The organism is Nitrososphaera sp., from assembly GCF_050748925.1.
In the GTDB taxonomy this organism is placed as follows: domain Archaea; phylum Thermoproteota; class Nitrososphaeria; order Nitrososphaerales; family Nitrososphaeraceae; genus Nitrososphaera.
This window is the reverse complement of the sequence record NZ_JBOGQF010000032.1, coordinates 1-14,498: the sequence shown is the minus strand read 5'-3', so window position 1 is coordinate 14,498 and position 14,498 is coordinate 1. Positions and strand designations below refer to the sequence as shown.

The 14,498-nt window shown below is 53.6% G+C and carries 17 protein-coding genes, 2 tRNA genes and 1 pseudogene; 11 read left to right on the top strand and 9 right to left on the bottom strand.

The window, feature by feature from the left end:
- Positions 1-61: 61 nt before the first annotated feature.
- Positions 62-135, bottom strand: a tRNA-Ile gene (locus tag ACREAY_RS04305).
- 51 nt (positions 136-186) lie between these two features.
- Between ACREAY_RS04305 and ACREAY_RS04300 the strand changes: the two genes are divergently transcribed.
- The 9 genes from ACREAY_RS04300 (at position 187) to ACREAY_RS04260 (ending at position 6,750) form a co-directional block, all read left to right on the top strand.
- On the top strand, positions 187-711 hold the full coding sequence (locus tag ACREAY_RS04300; protein ID WP_431754529.1) for a dihydrofolate reductase family protein: 525 nt from the start codon (positions 187-189) through the stop codon (positions 709-711).
- A 67-nt stretch (positions 712-778) separates the two neighbouring features.
- Positions 779-874 (top strand) — tRNA-Ala (locus ACREAY_RS04295).
- 85 nt (positions 875-959) lie between these two features.
- Complete coding sequence (locus ACREAY_RS04290; protein ID WP_431754528.1) at positions 960-1,154, top strand: hypothetical protein; 195 nt, start codon at positions 960-962, stop codon at positions 1,152-1,154.
- A 239-nt stretch (positions 1,155-1,393) separates the two neighbouring features.
- Positions 1,394-1,537 carry a hypothetical protein gene (locus ACREAY_RS04285; RefSeq protein ID WP_431754527.1) on the top strand — a complete coding sequence of 48 codons (144 nt, stop codon included), beginning with the start codon at positions 1,394-1,396 and terminating at the stop codon, positions 1,535-1,537.
- A 192-nt stretch (positions 1,538-1,729) separates the two neighbouring features.
- Positions 1,730-2,119: a hypothetical protein gene (locus tag ACREAY_RS04280; protein WP_431754526.1), complete on the top strand. Its 390-nt coding sequence runs from the start codon at positions 1,730-1,732 to the stop codon at positions 2,117-2,119.
- A gap of 344 nt (positions 2,120-2,463) precedes the next feature.
- Complete coding sequence (locus tag ACREAY_RS04275; protein ID WP_431754525.1) at positions 2,464-3,456, top strand: hypothetical protein; 993 nt, start codon at positions 2,464-2,466, stop codon at positions 3,454-3,456.
- A 41-nt stretch (positions 3,457-3,497) separates the two neighbouring features.
- A complete protein-coding gene (locus ACREAY_RS04270; protein ID WP_431754524.1) occupies positions 3,498-4,997 on the top strand; it encodes a hypothetical protein in 1,500 nt (499 codons plus the stop codon).
- Positions 4,998-5,087: 90 nt separating this feature from the next.
- Complete coding sequence (gene rpl12p / locus ACREAY_RS04265; protein ID WP_431754523.1) at positions 5,088-5,384, top strand: 50S ribosomal protein P1; 297 nt, start codon at positions 5,088-5,090, stop codon at positions 5,382-5,384.
- 124 nt (positions 5,385-5,508) lie between these two features.
- Positions 5,509-6,750, top strand: a complete 1,242-nt coding sequence (locus tag ACREAY_RS04260) for a hypothetical protein (RefSeq protein WP_431754522.1) — start codon at positions 5,509-5,511, stop codon at positions 6,748-6,750.
- A 179-nt stretch (positions 6,751-6,929) separates the two neighbouring features.
- Here ACREAY_RS04260 and ACREAY_RS04255 read toward each other — a convergent pair whose 3' ends face one another.
- Positions 6,930-7,817 carry a 50S ribosomal protein L10 gene (locus ACREAY_RS04255; RefSeq protein WP_431754521.1) on the bottom strand — a complete coding sequence of 296 codons (888 nt, stop codon included), beginning with the start codon at positions 7,815-7,817 and terminating at the stop codon, positions 6,930-6,932.
- 2 nt (positions 7,818-7,819) lie between these two features.
- Complete coding sequence (locus ACREAY_RS04250; protein ID WP_431754520.1) at positions 7,820-8,494, bottom strand: 50S ribosomal protein L1; 675 nt, start codon at positions 8,492-8,494, stop codon at positions 7,820-7,822.
- Between the two features lie 256 nt (positions 8,495-8,750).
- Here ACREAY_RS04250 and ACREAY_RS04245 point away from each other — a divergent pair, with 256 nt between their 5' ends.
- Positions 8,751-9,770, top strand: a complete 1,020-nt coding sequence (locus tag ACREAY_RS04245) for a hypothetical protein (RefSeq protein ID WP_431754519.1) — start codon at positions 8,751-8,753, stop codon at positions 9,768-9,770.
- 12 nt (positions 9,771-9,782) lie between these two features.
- Here ACREAY_RS04245 and ACREAY_RS04240 read toward each other — a convergent pair whose 3' ends face one another.
- The 3 genes from ACREAY_RS04240 to ACREAY_RS04230 all read right to left on the bottom strand — a co-directional run bounded on the left by ACREAY_RS04240 (position 9,783) and on the right by ACREAY_RS04230 (position 11,709).
- Positions 9,783-10,295: a hypothetical protein gene (locus ACREAY_RS04240; protein WP_431754518.1), complete on the bottom strand. Its 513-nt coding sequence runs from the start codon at positions 10,293-10,295 to the stop codon at positions 9,783-9,785.
- A gap of 482 nt (positions 10,296-10,777) precedes the next feature.
- A complete protein-coding gene (locus ACREAY_RS04235; protein ID WP_431754517.1) occupies positions 10,778-11,173 on the bottom strand; it encodes a hypothetical protein in 396 nt (131 codons plus the stop codon).
- Positions 11,170-11,709: a winged helix-turn-helix transcriptional regulator gene (locus ACREAY_RS04230; RefSeq protein ID WP_431754516.1), complete on the bottom strand. Its 540-nt coding sequence runs from the start codon at positions 11,707-11,709 to the stop codon at positions 11,170-11,172. Before ACREAY_RS04230 ends, ACREAY_RS04235 begins: the two co-directional genes overlap by 4 nt.
- 213 nt (positions 11,710-11,922) lie before the next feature.
- Between ACREAY_RS04230 and ACREAY_RS04225 the strand changes: the two genes are divergently transcribed.
- Positions 11,923-12,657, top strand: coding sequence for a hypothetical protein (locus ACREAY_RS04225; RefSeq protein WP_431754515.1), 735 nt, complete (start codon positions 11,923-11,925; stop codon positions 12,655-12,657).
- Between the two features lie 278 nt (positions 12,658-12,935).
- Here ACREAY_RS04225 and ACREAY_RS04220 read toward each other — a convergent pair whose 3' ends face one another.
- The 3 genes and pseudogenes from ACREAY_RS04220 to ACREAY_RS04210 all read right to left on the bottom strand — a co-directional run.
- On the bottom strand, positions 12,936-13,643 hold the full coding sequence (locus tag ACREAY_RS04220; protein ID WP_431754514.1) for a hypothetical protein: 708 nt from the start codon (positions 13,641-13,643) through the stop codon (positions 12,936-12,938).
- 79 nt (positions 13,644-13,722) lie between these two features.
- Positions 13,723-14,043 (bottom strand): hypothetical protein, encoded by a 321-nt coding sequence (locus ACREAY_RS04215; RefSeq protein ID WP_431754513.1) that lies wholly within the window; start codon positions 14,041-14,043, stop codon positions 13,723-13,725.
- A 112-nt stretch (positions 14,044-14,155) separates the two neighbouring features.
- Positions 14,156-14,498 (bottom strand): annotated as a pseudogene (locus tag ACREAY_RS04210) (hypothetical protein); the annotation flags it as partial.

Below are 14,498 nucleotides of genomic sequence, written 5' to 3'. Positions count from 1 at the left end.
ATTTTAGGGTGCCTAAATGATGCTTCAGGTCTTGCCGGAGGAATACGAACCGTGGGTGAAGTGGGCCGTAAGGGATTTGAACCCTCGGCCTTTCGATTATCAGTCGAACGCTCCACCAAGCTGAGCTAACGGCCCGTCCATGAAATCAAAGCGAGCGTTATTTAATCGTGGTGACCTTGATCAAGGATGGAAGGTTTCATGAGAAAGGTAAAGTTGTTTATCGCGTCGAGCCTCGACGGGTTCATAGCAGGAGAGGACGGCAGCATCGACTGGCTGTTTGATGACGCGGATTATGGCTATGCGCAGTTTTACGATTCCATAGACGCGGTTCTGGTGGGGAGGAAGACCTACGAGCAGGCCGCCGGGTTTGGCGAGTACCCCTTCAGGGGCAAGCAGGTGTACGTGTTCACGCGCAGTCCAGGCAAAAAAGACGGCAATGTCGAGTTTGTCGCAGACGCCGCGGGTTTCACGCAAAAGATGGTCGGCAAGCAGGGCGGGGACGCGTGGCTTGTCGGAGGCGCCGAGATCATCACCTCGCTCTTGAACGCCGGCCTCGTCGACGAAATAATACTCTCAATCCATCCTGTGATCCTCGGCAAGGGCATACCGCTTTTCAAGGACATAGAGGGGCGGCACGGCCTGAAACTTGTCGATTCAAAGGCGTATCCCAGCGGGCTTGCGCAGCTACGGTACAAAGTCGTTCACGCGTAAAAAAGGCAGGCGGCCCCTCGTAGGGTCTCGAATAACTTAAATTATCAACTTTGCGGTTTTAGTTCGTGGGCTGGTAGTTTAGTCCGGTAGAATACCTGCCTTGCATGCCGCGCAACGGCAGAGGACACGTAGGTGGTCGTGGGTTCGAATCCCACCCAGTCCACTACATCTTTTTCAAGTGCGCAGGAAAACCTACCGCCAGAATTGCAGCAAAAAGGTAAAGTGCAAGTGTCGCACCCAAAAAGCCTGTGAACAGGAACAGGATGGTGGCGCTGGCAGTTGTGCTGGTTTCAGCCGCGGTGGCAGGGGCCGTGATACTTGCAGTCGGCACAGGATCAGGCGCACCAGCTGACCCGGAGGGCGACTCTCCCTCAAATAACGTTAAAGTGCATAATTATGTAGTGAATGTTACAGACTCGATGGAGGTTGAGGACACGCGCTAGCTTTTCACAAAGGGCGGCTCACCTGCATTTCTTATCATATAAATACCACTATAACATCAATTTCTTGTAATAAATTCATATTTTAAATTAACCCGAAAAGATTATTATTCAGGAGCTATCTTCTATGACCGATAATAGTTATGAAGTTACAGAAGGCGATTCTGTCTTCGGTTATAGCACTGGCATTACTGTCAGTAGGCTCTGTAGGTTATTTTGTCGGCGCCAATTCTCCGGCCGACGTGGTTAGCGACGCAGGATTAACCGATTCTATTAGCGAGGCTTTTGAAAACGACCAGGTCACAATCCAGGTGCACGACAGCGCCGGCAACCTAAAGTCCGAGCAAAAGACCCACAACATCATCACGAGCGCGGGCGCCATCTAGTTCTGCATACAGCAGAACAGATGTGAAAGCTCGATAACGGGAGAGACATCCGACGCTGTAAGTGCCGCATCTCCTACTTGGTGGATTCAGTTTATCGCCGGAACACCAAATACTAACGAGCCAACAGGGGCTGACTGCACTGCGCCGTCAGGTGGTGGTGCTTTAGCCGGGCAGGTCTCAGGCGGCAGATGCGTGACCAACTTCGGATCTGCGCCAGCGCAGTATCAGGCAGGAGGCTCAATAATAACGGTAGGCACTATTGCAGCAGGAACAGCGCAATTGCGAGGTAGCAGTGGAACTTTTGATACCGCAGAGAACTATGTAAGAACAACTGAGGCGACTGTTTGTTCGATTGTAAACGATGGAACTGCGCCGGCGTCCGGGACCTGCCAGTTTACCGACACCACGCCCGTGCTCACCAACATGAGCGGCAGCTCAATAACAGTCAGGGGCCTCGCCCTTGCAAGCGGCGGTGCTTCCACCACAGCTGCAGGACCGCTGATAATTGCAGAATCCACTATAACTGCTACGACGCTTGCCCCCGGCGACACCATAAGCGTCCCATGGACAATAGTGACATAATATTGGGCCAAGAAAGAAGGTAGCGCAATATGCGTCACTGATTAATGCTAGATCTAAAAAGAGGGCGGCGCTCCAGGTAGCGCTGATTTTTCTAGCCATCTTTGCAGGCTCTTTTGCAGATGCCGTCCTCAATACCGTCACCCTGACAGACACTCTCGAGCTTGCCGACAGGCCTTCGCCCTTTAAGGCCCTAAAGGACAGCCTGCCCATTTCTTCAACAGTAGCAGCAAACGGCAAGACGGCTCGACGCGGTGCCGATTCAAGACTCTGCAGTCGGCAATGGCAAGCCACTTCTAGATTCTATGCCCATCCAAGAGTCTACGGCCCGCAATGGCAGGTTGACTTTGGATACGGCCGGCATAACGGATTTCTCGCCGTCTCTGGGCAAGGTTGCAGCAGACAGCCTGGCGCTGGGGGATAGCACGCGGCCTGATGGCACCGCAAAAGACGCGGTAGCGCTGTCAGACAGCCCGTCAATTCAAGCAAACGTCTTCCACCCGTTAGCCGCAAGCGACACTGTTGCATTAGCTGACTTGTCGCCTTCCTTGGACAGGATTGCGAAGGATAATCTGCTGCTCAAGGACAGCGCGCGCCTTGACAATTCTCCCAGAGACGTAATGGCATTATCGGAAAGCGTATCGGTGCAGACAGGCGTTTTCAATCCGGCAGCTGCAACTGACACTGTTGCAATACGTGACGGCACGCGGCCTGACAGCGCTCCAAGAGACACAGTGTCGCTGTCAGAGAGCACGTCGATGCAGACAAACGTCCACTGGGATGTCACTGCAAGCGATGTCGTTGCCCTGAGCGACGCCAGATCCCTTTCCAGGTCTGCGACTGAGACTGTGCTGCTTGCCGACTCGACCGCGCTGCCCTCGCTTGCCACGTCGTCTGTCGTGAGCATTGCCGACGCCGCATCTAGGGTCTCGGTCGTGAAAAAGCAGGCTCTTGACAGCATCGCGGCGGCCGACGCTATCTCGATCGGGCCCGGGATAAAGATCGGCGAGACGGTGTCAATAACCGAAACGGTCGAAGTCAGGCCGTCTGCAATTTACATATTCGATTCGCTTGCCGCGTCTGACGGGGTAGGGGCGCCGCGTGAAAGAGGAGCCTCTGACAACCTGAGCTTGGACGACGCCATCGTGGCCAGCCGCGGCGCCGTTATCAATGAATCGATAGTGGTTTCCGACCAGTTCGGCGGCGTGTCTGTCCACTGGAGCAGAAACTATGCCGAGTCGTTCACCCTGCAGGACTGCACGCCGTTTGCATGCAACCAGGTCCTGCACTTTGGCGAATCCATGGCGCTTGGCGGCGCGTTTTCGCCCCCCCTGTTGTAACAGATACCCTTGCCATAGGCGACAGCATAGCGCGGACTGCAGTGCTTGGCAGGGGCCTGAGCGATACGGCCGGCATTGCTGCCAGGGGCGAATGGACGTGGGGCGCCGCCCCCGCGCCCCCGCCGCCGGGAAGCCAGGTGCCGTCGCTTGGCATGATGATGGCGTCAAACGCGACGGTCGTAAAGCCCATGGCAGGGATGCCGGTCGGCGGCACCTTTACCCTGCTTACCGCAAGCCAGCTGGTGAGCCAGCTCAGCCCGCCCGCCCTGTCCATCAGCGACTGGGCGGCGTATCCGGACCTCTCAAAGGTGGCCATGGTGATGCCCACCTACCAGGTCAACCTGGCGCCTACGCCGCAGCTGCCGGGAGACGATGCCATGCTGAGCGTCAGGATGGCAAGGGTGCCGGCCAACATGCCGGTTCTCATGCCCATTGACCTGGCCGGGACGCCACAGACGTCAGAGCACGGCAACGTCCCCTGGATGAAGGTAGAATACACGCCGGGAGTTGACTCGACTGATTTTGCGATGCTGGTGACCATAATCGACTCGCAGCCGGCCGGCGCCCCGGCGTTGCTGGGCGGCGTCAACGCCCTGTACGTGGACTTTGAATGGGTCGGGAACTTTTCAGGAGCCGACCCGGGATCATCAGGCGATTACGACAGCCCGCCGACTTTTACGTTTGCAATAAGCGACGCCTGGGCCAGCCAGCAGGGCGTGCTGAGGGATTCAAACGGCGTCCCGGTGATGTCGCTGAGCGTGCTTGACGAGGCTGCCGGCGCGTGGCAGGAGGTAAGCGCGGTCGACAGCCCGGTGGCTCCCGTGGACGGGCAATACGTGTACATGGCGCACCTTGAGCACTTCTCCACCTACGCCGTCACCGCCGGCAAGGCCGCAAGGGGCGGAGGCGGCCAGCCCCCTCAGCAGCCTGCCGCCGGCATTGTCGCGCAACTGGTTGACTCGATGGCAGTAGGCGACGCTCCCCAGGCGCAGGCGGTAGAATTCATCGACCAGTTCTCAAAGAACAAGGGCGTGGCGGTAAGGCTGGTGGACCAGCTGCGCATCACTACAAAGCCGGTGGGATACGGCGAGACTGTGCTGGTTGGAAAGGACGCGACTGCTAGGATGACGCTAGAGAGCGTGGAGACGGAAGAGGGCGCCTTTGGGAGTGCGGTCGCAAAGGTGCTTGTCCACATGGGAAACAAGGGGGATAAGCCCGAGCTGTTTGTGCTCGACTACTTTTACATAGACGGGGCGGGCAAAAAGGCGTACGAATCGTCAAGGACTTTAGAGATTGCGCCCGGGGAGCTAAAGATCGAAGAGGCAAAAATACCGTTCACAAAGCCGGGGACGTACCAGCTGCTGATGGAGGTGAGGTCCGACGCCGGCGCGTTGCTTGGTGTCATGCAGGTACAGGTCGAGGTGCCGTGGCTTGCAGTCAACCTGTACCCGCTGGCGGCCGCCGTCGCTGTGATACTGGTCTCCACCATGGCGGCCATGGCAGTATACGCGTCAAGGCGGTCAAAGGTTCTGGGCGGATAGGTTTCACACTGCCCGCGGACCCAGGAGCTGCAATTTGGGCAGGTTTTCTGCGTTAGGTTCAAATATGGTGTTGGTCGGATCGCCTCTACAATGGAATACGTATACGCTGCTTTGCTTCTCCACAAGCTCAAGCAGAATATCAGTGAAGATAATGTCAAGAATGTTGTCAAGGCTACAGGCGTGGCACCGGACGACGTGAGGGTAAAGGCCCTCGTCGCGGCCCTCTCAGAGGTCAACATCGAAGAGGCACTGAAGGCGGCGCCAGTCGCAGTGGCGGCAGCGGCCCCAGCAGGCGCAGCAGCGCCGGCAGCCGCAGCCAAGGAAGAAAAGAAGGACGAGAAGAAAGAGGAAGAAGCCCTCGAGGGTCTGTCTTCCCTGTTCGGCTAAGTCCGTTCTTCCCCTTTTCACTTTCTTGCACACCTCCCCTTTTCTCTCTCTAGTCTACCGCTAGTTTTGCGCTCTAGTCAGCGTCTGCATAGCGCTTTTTAGTAAAATTTCATGGAACAATCTTATGAACAAAAATGCAATGCTGGCGGTTGCGCTTGCAGCCTTCCTGGCCATGTCGGCGGCGCCTTTTGCTGGCGCAGGAGCGGCGTGGGCTGACGGGGACGATAACAAGGACGAAAAGAGGGGCAAGATCCGCGATCGGCTTGCCACCTTTATCAAGGACAGGAACAATGACGACGGCGAGCGCAGAGTTGCCGAACTGTCGTTTGGCACGGTCAAGGTAAGCGCCAAGGGCTTGGCCGTTGAAAAGGGCGATGGCGCCGTCAAGGTGTCTGACGCGACGCTTGCCCTGACCGGTTCTGTCTTTAAGAACAGCGGCAACCATTCCAAGCTTTTCGTCAACGGCACGCTCGACTTTGGAGGCGACAGGTACGTGGTGCGCGCCGAGGGCAACTTCAGGCTCAACGACAGGCTCGACTTTGGCCATGTCGGCATACACGGCAAGATTCTCAAGGAAAACGAGAGGAAGGACTATGCGTTCCACGCAAAGGCCATAGCGCTGCCGCCGCAGAACGACGGCCTCTCATGGAAGCTGGTAGGCGAGCAGCCCGCGCAGGCAGGCAGGGCGGCAAAGATATACGCGCTTGCAGGCGAGATAAAGCTCGAAAGAGCTCTGGCCCCTGCGCCAACCCCGGACAACACCGGCCTTGACCGGTTCCTGATAAGCAGGATAGGCAGCCAGGCGGCTGGTGGTGAGTTTACGTTCGCAGTGACTGCAATAGACAGCCTTGGCAGGGTAAAGACGGCGTACACCGGCACCGTCGCCTTGAGCACAAACAACGGTGCAAGCCCGGCCGGCCACGCAAGCATAATCCTAGCCTCCTACACTTTTACCGCTGCGGACGCCGGCCAGCATGTCTTTGCGGCCAAGATGTTTAACGCCAGGAGCGACTCCGTGATCACGGTCTCCGGCGACAGCAGGACCGCTACTAGCAACGTGTTTGCAGTAGCCCCCGCGCAGGCGTCAAGCGTGACAGTAACGCCCTCTTCTGCAACCCTGGGCCCAGGCGGTGTGGTGAGTCTGGCCGCGAAGGCGCAAGACGCGTACGGCAACCAGATGGCCGGCGCGACCTACGCATGGGCGCTTGGCGCCCCGTCGCTTGGCACGCTTGCCCCGTCGGCAAGCACCGCGGCCTTTACGGCGGCGAGCTTGGCTGCGCCTGCATCTGGCATTGTAAGTGTGACTGCCGCGTTGGGCGGGGCGACGGCTTCGGGCTCTGCCACCGTCAATGTCAACCCGGCCTAGGGCAGGCCGCCACTCTTTTTTTCAAAAGACACCCGCGGTTAGGATTACAAATAATTTAGAATCGGAGTCCATCCTTTTGCAAGAACTCTGTTAAGGAGTACCGAGACAAGCAGATTTGACGTGCGATCGGGAAACTCTATCTGTTGAACCATCAACTTGTGTAAACAAAAAGAAAAAAGTTACTGGGCGTCGTAGCCCTTTTTCTTGGCCTCGTTGGCCACCGCCCTTGCCTTGCCCTGCGCCCTCGGCAGGACAAAGTCGGCAGTGTCCTTTGTGAGGTAGCCGGACTCGGCTGCGAGCGACTTGGCGTGCTGGTGCGCCTTTGCCAGCATAGGCTGGACCGTCTCCTGCGTGATGTAGCCGGCCTCCATAGCGACCGAGAGCGCCTCCTGGAACGACTTTACCAGCTCTGCGCGGTACTCTGCCAGGTTGATCCTCAGGTCCGCCTCCTTGAACAGCAGGCCCTCTGCTATCGCAAAGTTGACTGCGATGCCCGCCTCAATAGGCTTGATGTTGAGCTTGCTCAAGAGTGAGGCGAGCTGCATCGATATCGCGTCACCCGGCTTGGCTACGACCGTATCTCTGTTCACCCAGATGGTGCCACCGTCGATCTTGGTCTGCACGTTGCCGACCTTGAACTCGGACAGCACGGGGCCCGGGATGAGGCCGGTGTTGCCCGCAGGGACGACGATTTCCCTCGGGGCAATGTCGCCCCCCTTGGCCGGTAGAAAGACCTTGTTCTGCGCGAATATCAGGTTGAGCTTGAACGGGCTGATGTTTGTGAACATGAGCGCGCACTGGCCTTCCAGCTCTTTCTGGAGGCTGTCGAGGCCGGCCACGCCCTGGACCTTTTCAAAGGCGCGCACTGCGACCCTGTTCTTTATTATCTTGATGTTGATGTCGTTTCGGAACTTTTTCCGTATGAGCATCAGCTGCGACGCGCGCACCTTGGTCATCTTTGATAATGCAATCACGTTGTACTTTTTCGGGAGCTCTTGCAGCTCCTTGTACATCAGGCGCTTCTTTTTCGGGTAACTTGAACGCTGGACTACTTGTGTTGTTGACATGTCTATTCTCCTTTCTTCTTCTCCTCGTCTTTCAGGGTCGACAGCTTGGCGCTCTTGCCCATGGTGAACTTTACCATGGCGTTTCGGATGTTCTTGTCGCCCTGCGGCAGCTTTTTCTCGACGGCTGAAATGACCGCGTTTGCGTTCTCGGCCAGCTGGGCGTCGGACAGCTTTTCGTCGCCTATCTTTGCCGCGACATTCAGCTGGTTCTTGGCCTTTACCTTGACAGAGCCCCTAAAGCGGGCCGCGATGGTCTCCACCGGCGCGCCGTACGGCAGCGGGGTGGGCATCTTGCCCTTGGGCCCCAGGAACTGGCCCAGCGATCGGCCGACTGAGGCCATCTGACCGGTGTCTGACAGGAAAAAGTCGTGCGCCCGCACCACCTTGCGTGCCTCGCGCTTGTTGGTGCCGAGCCGGTCGAGCTCTTCCGGCTCCATCACGCGCTCTACGCCGGCCCTTTTGGCCTTCATGCCCATCTCCCCGGACGCAATCACGCATATGGTCGGCTGCCTTGACGGCTTGTTGGGCAGCACCACCACTTCGTTGAGGTTGAAACCCTTCTTTACGTCGATATCCTTCAGGACAAGTGTCAATTCTGCGGACTGGTTAAAGTTGCGCTTGCTAGCTCCTTCGCGCGCCCTCTTGACCAGCTCCCTGACTTGGCTGTCGCTTACCATTTTTATACAGGCAGTGAGCGTGGCAAGCCACTTAAAATCTTTAGGATTTTGATCTGCCTCCAAACGGCAGAAAATTGACTACCAAATACATTATGGATGCTTACATCGTCACATGTTTCAATTCATTTGCTATATGGACGGCCCATTCTAGGTAAAACAGACTTGTAACCTAGGATGGTAATGAATTACCATATTACCAAGGGCTGGTTATTAATAAACTGTATACTTTTTCAACAAGGAGTATCTGGTATTAGTAATGAATTCAGATGCAAAAATTTCTGAAGTAATAAGACTTTATAAGCACAAAAAAACCCAGCTGGAGATTTCAGGAATATGTCATATGTCCCTTCGGGATGTAAATCTCATAACAAAGACTTGCGCTTTAATTAGCCAGACCTCAAATAATGCTGATGGTAATGATGATAATATTACCAATCTAAGTCCCAAGCAGGTAGCTAGGGCTTTTTTGATTTTTGAAGGAGGGGGCGATGCCGTAAAGGCCGTAATAAAACTAAGAATCGACAATTTAGAAGCAAAGTCAAAATATGAATCGTATCTTGAAATGAAGAATCTTGGTAATCTGGTAACGCTTCTAAAAGAAGAAGGCAATGAAGGCGTGGACCAATTGGTTGCAATTCAGTCCGAACTGAAAAAGCACAGAATGCCTCCAAATTACTGTCTAGATAAACTTGTTCAATTGCAGAACTTAGAGGAAAAAATTGCTACTAAAAAACGAGAATTACAAGAAGCTCTTAGGAAGGAGACAGAATTACTAGATGTTGAGGATCGGTGGGGTAAAGCGAGAGAAGATCTCAAGGAGACAAATCAGATGATGAGTAATGCTACAAAGATGGCATTGAGGGAGCAAGGAAAAGTCTTTCTAGAATCAGAGAAGCTGAAGGTCCTAACAGAAAAGGTAAAGCTTGTAGAAGATGGAATCTACGAGATCCGAGGCCATTATAAAATAGGGAAAAATTTTGAAAGGTCGATATTCATTTGGCACATAGATAATCTAGAAGAATTAATCAAAGTTCTTGTCGTGGATATAATAACATCTCTGCGCAGGTTTCCAGATCAAGATAGAATAACCAGGATTCTTTCAATAGGAAGTGATCAATTTTCAGATGATGATATGGATTTCATCACGCGAATGGCAGAGTTTGCTCTTGGAGCGTATATCGCACATGAAAAGTACGAAATAATAAAAATAGTACGTCAGGAGAGAGAATTGCTCGAGAAAGACAGAGAAGGTATAGAAAGTACAGTTCAACAATAGAGCGTTCCATTCTTACTTGAACGAGGCGCGGATGCGGGCAAAAAGCGAGATCTGGAGCGCAATGATGACTGATATGAGCGCAAGTATGGACAGTATGAGCGAGTTTATCTGGCCCGACGCGTTTCTCAGCTCGTTGACGGTCTCTTCGCCCCGGTCAAGGTCTTTTCTTATGGCCGCCTGGGCATCTTCCACGGACTTTGTTATCGCATTCCGGGTGTCGCCGAGCTCCTGGCTCATCTGGTCAAGCTCTGCCTTTAGCGTGTCCACCGAGTCTTGGATGTCGCCTGTGCTGCTCCCGCTTGACACCACATTGGAGTCGTGGGCCCGGAAGCCCTTGTAGAATGCGATAGAGTGTATGATGTAGGTGCCCTCCTCGTCAAGCGTCACGTCGGCGTAATAGATGCCCTCGTGCAGCTCCTCCAGCTTGCCGGCAAGGTTGATGGTGACCTCGCCGGAGTGTATGTGCGAAGCGAGCATCTCGGCAGGATCCGCCTTGACCAGCTCGCCGTCAAATGTGACCTGCACGAATATGCGGAACGTCTTGCCGGTCGAGATCTCGGTCGGCGAGTCCAGCGTCCGTGCCTACGTTATGGCTTCGGGGATTTCTTCACATCTGGCCCAATAGCCTGCCTCGGCTTTGTGAATCGAAGGTGTATTTCTTGCAGGCGTGGAGAACAAAGATGTCGTTTATCTCGCCGCCGGTCAACGCGTTGACCATGTTGTATTCACCATATGTAACCTGATACATAAAACGATTTAGTTACCGGCGCTGGTCATCGAACTAATTCTGCAGATCTTGAAACAAATGTCTCGCTCTTGCCACCAGTTTCTCGGCGTGTTCCCAGGATATAGAATCTGCCATAGTCCTTCAGGGTTTCCCTTGCGGTTGCATTACGTGTAAGTGTGCAAAACCTGTGCTGGAAGTGTTACAATTGAAGCATTTCAGAAGTGGTGATACATTCGTTGAGAGGAGTGTTACATTAGGCGGGCAAGATCTGCCAGTGATGTCATTTTTTCCTGACTATTGCCACGAAGAACAGTACCAAGATGGCAAGTGTCATCCCTGTCACTATTACATCGATGAACGGCGCGTCGAGCGCCAAGATCACACCCTCCAAGTATTCTATGAACAGTTGTACAGCAAACAGGCCGAACGCCACGGCGGCGTACATTATCCTCCTGAGCGCGGTCTTTCTGTACGCGGAAATCGAAAGGCCAAGTAGCAGGATTGAAAATGCCGCGATTACAATCTTGATGGCCTGCTCCACCGGCTCGTACGCCTCGGCCCCGGTTGCTGCTGCCTCACCAGCAGCCTCCTCGACAGGGTCGATTTCGCTCTCCACTTGCCGTATCAGCCATGATAGAGCAAACCGAACAACCACAAATGACAGCTCTTCGATCAAATGTCCTTCCCTCCAGAAAGCGACAGGAACATCTCGGCGAGCCGGGTGCTCCACCTATCCCACAGTGACGGATAGTAGCTTTTCATAAGCGATACTAGGTACGCCGGCTCCTCGAGTAATTGGTACCTTTTAAACTTGCCTTCCTTGACTTCAGTGATTATCCCGAAACCCGCGAGGCGCTTGACGTGCCAACTGGCAGACGCGGATGATATGTCAATACTTTCGGCGATGTCGGTTTGCGTTGGGTTCTTTTCCTCTATTATGAACATCAGTACGTCTCTTGCTGTTTCGTGACTTAGGATCTGCAACAAGTTCTTTTCGTTGTCCTGAAAGAGCCCCGCCGGGAAATAATATTTGAAAAGGCCATACCTTTCCGACGTCACCTTGCCTGCTTTTTCCAAAAGCGCTAGGTGATATTGCACCGTTCCCATTGACACATTCAGCTCCTTTCTGATCCTGCGCAGATAACAGCCCGGATGCTCACGAACGAACTCGAGTATTCTCCTTGCATTGCCCTCGAGGTCTTCATTTTTCAAAACCGACCGACCCGTCGCTGGCGGTAATGAGATTGCTGGCAACAGCTCCATATTGGATATGTGTTGGCACTACCTTGACGGTAAACGGACATGTATGATATAATGTATTATGGTACAAGCATCTAAGCGTGGACGGACCCGCATGGTAGGGCAGTCCGTTCTGGTTAGCAGGCTATCACATTTGTTATTTACTTTGCTATGTGCTATTTACGCATGAACGCGAAAATGGCATTCATGACAGCCACTGTGCTAGCAGGTGTGCTCGTGGTGATTTTTTCAAGCATGCAGGTTGCGCAGGCAGGCGAAGCAGCCAAGAGATCCATAGTGTTGTACACGGACACGTTCTTCCAGGAGGACTGCGACTTTACCTCCACAGGCGCAAACAGGTTCTTCATACTCGAACCTGGTTACCAGCAGACCCTAGTAGGAGAGGTGGACGGAGAGGAGGTCGAGCTGGTAATAACCGTGCTCGACGAGACAAAAGTAGTTGAGGGTGTAGAGACAAGGGTAGTTGAGGAAAGAGAGAGTGCAGACAACATGCAGGTCGAGGTGTCTAGGAACTACTTTGCGATATGCCAGCAGACCAACAGCGTGTTCTACTTTGGCGAGGACGTCGACAACTATGAAGACGGCGAGATCTCTGATCACGACGGGTCGTGGCTCGCAGGACAGGACGGCGCAAGGGCTGGCCTGATAATGCCGGGAACGGTGCTCATAGGCTCCAGGTACATGCAGGAGATAGCGCCGGACGTGGCGATGGACAGGGCGCAAGTCATCAGCATGGACAACACGGTAGAGACGCCGGCAGGGACGTTTGAAAATGTATTAAAGACGAGGGAGAGTACGCCGCTTGAAAAGGGATACGAGCTCAAGTACTATGCCCGGGGAATTGGCCTGATACAGGATGCGGACCTGAAGCTGAAGGAGTACGGGCTTGTGGATGAATAGGAGATACGAACATGGACCCCGCCCGGGACCCATGGGTCATTTTTTGGTTTGATGTTGTATTTCGCGCGCACCAATTACGTTGTGAATTTGGAGAATGCAGTCTTTATCCGCATCAGCCATGCCAATAATGTACTCACTAGGATCATCGGGCTACAATTCACTGAAGTCCTTCCGCCCGACTAGGCGACTGCCAACGCAAACCCGGTAGAGCCCGCGGACTTTCCTTTTTTAATAAATCGGGGATTATAAAAAATAAAGAAAGGTGGATGCCTCCTTCGCTACAGGGGCAGTCCATTCTCATCCAACTGGATGTCCGTATTGAGCACTATGAGCAAATAGCATTGTTGTGCCTCTGTTAGCCCATCCCATTCAATTCCTGCCACATGAACTGCTTCCATTGTATCTAGCAAGCCAAGTCCCGAGCTGATTAGTTGGTACATGGAGTCGTACTCCATTATTTGCGATCCACTTTGTAGCTTATATCCACTCAGATTAAGGTCGGGTACAGGAAGACCGCCAGATCCTCCAAAGACAGAGATCTTCTCGGCCATAGCATTCAATTGAAGCCTGCTTGGGCCATTACCAGTGGCTCCGGCCTCCTCGCTGATTGCTGTTATTTCTAGGGTCGAATAGCGGTATATCGCCGTCAGCTGGGTGTCCGCAGTCACCGTCACGTCCCTCCACCTCTCTGTAGAGCTTGTGTCGAGCCAGTAGTCAAAGAAAAAGTTGAGAAAGTCCGCCACTCCCACGCGGTACTCCTCTCCATTGTTGAGGGTAAAGGCCGCCGGCGTGTAGCTGGATGACTGGCTTGCGTCGCTGTTGCTTATTACCTCGGTGTAATAGCCCTCTATGACTGTCCCGTTTGAAAGCTGGGAATTGACGGTAAGTTGCGATGTTTGCGCGTATGCGCTTGGCGTCGTCGCCAGAAAGGCGACGGCTGCTATCGCAGCCAGAGCCAAGATGACGTTGCGTTCGGTTTTCAGCATGAAGTAGGGATGCCAAAAACGTACATCAGCATAAAGCCCAGATCAGGGTAATTTTTACAGGAAAATATTCAGAAACAAACTACCTGATGAAAGAACGCCATTCTGTACTCGACGTCCGGGAAAAGAAAAAAGAGCTACTGCGCGTCGTAGCCCTTTTTCTTGGCCTCGTTGGCCACCGCCCTTGCCTTGCCCTGCGCCCTCGGCAGGACAAAGTCGGCAGTCCTTTGTTAGGTAGCCCTTCATCGATAAAGTTGACTGCGATGCCCGCCTCAATAGGCTTGATGTTGAGCTTGCTCAAGAGTGAGGCGAGCTGCATCGATATCGCGTCACCCGGCTTGGCTACGACCGTATCTCTGTTCACCCAGATGGTGCCACCGTCGATCTTTGTTCTAACGGCCATATACTGACGGATAGCATTTTTGAATGAATTGTTGGATGAATCTCGCGTGAAAAATCATTCTATAATGGGTCATCAATGCAATACCTGGCGACGAGTGCGTAGATGTCCGCTACTACTTGAATGATGCTCTAATACGAGCAAAAAGCGAGATCTGTAAAGCGATAATAATAGATATAAGCGCAAGAATGGGTAGAATAAGCGAATTTATCTGGCCTGACGCGTTTTCCAGCTGACCAACAGCTCCAGTAGCCGTTTCAATATCTCTCTTTATTGCCTCCCTTGCGTCATCAACTGCCTGACGCGTAGCATTTAGCTCCCGGCTTGTCCGGTCAAGCTCTTGTTTTAGAGTGTCGACGGATTCTTGAACTTCTCCAATACTGCTACCACTCGATATCACTTTAGAATCGTGAGCAAGGAACCCCCTGTAGAAGGCTATTGCGTGAATAATATAAGAT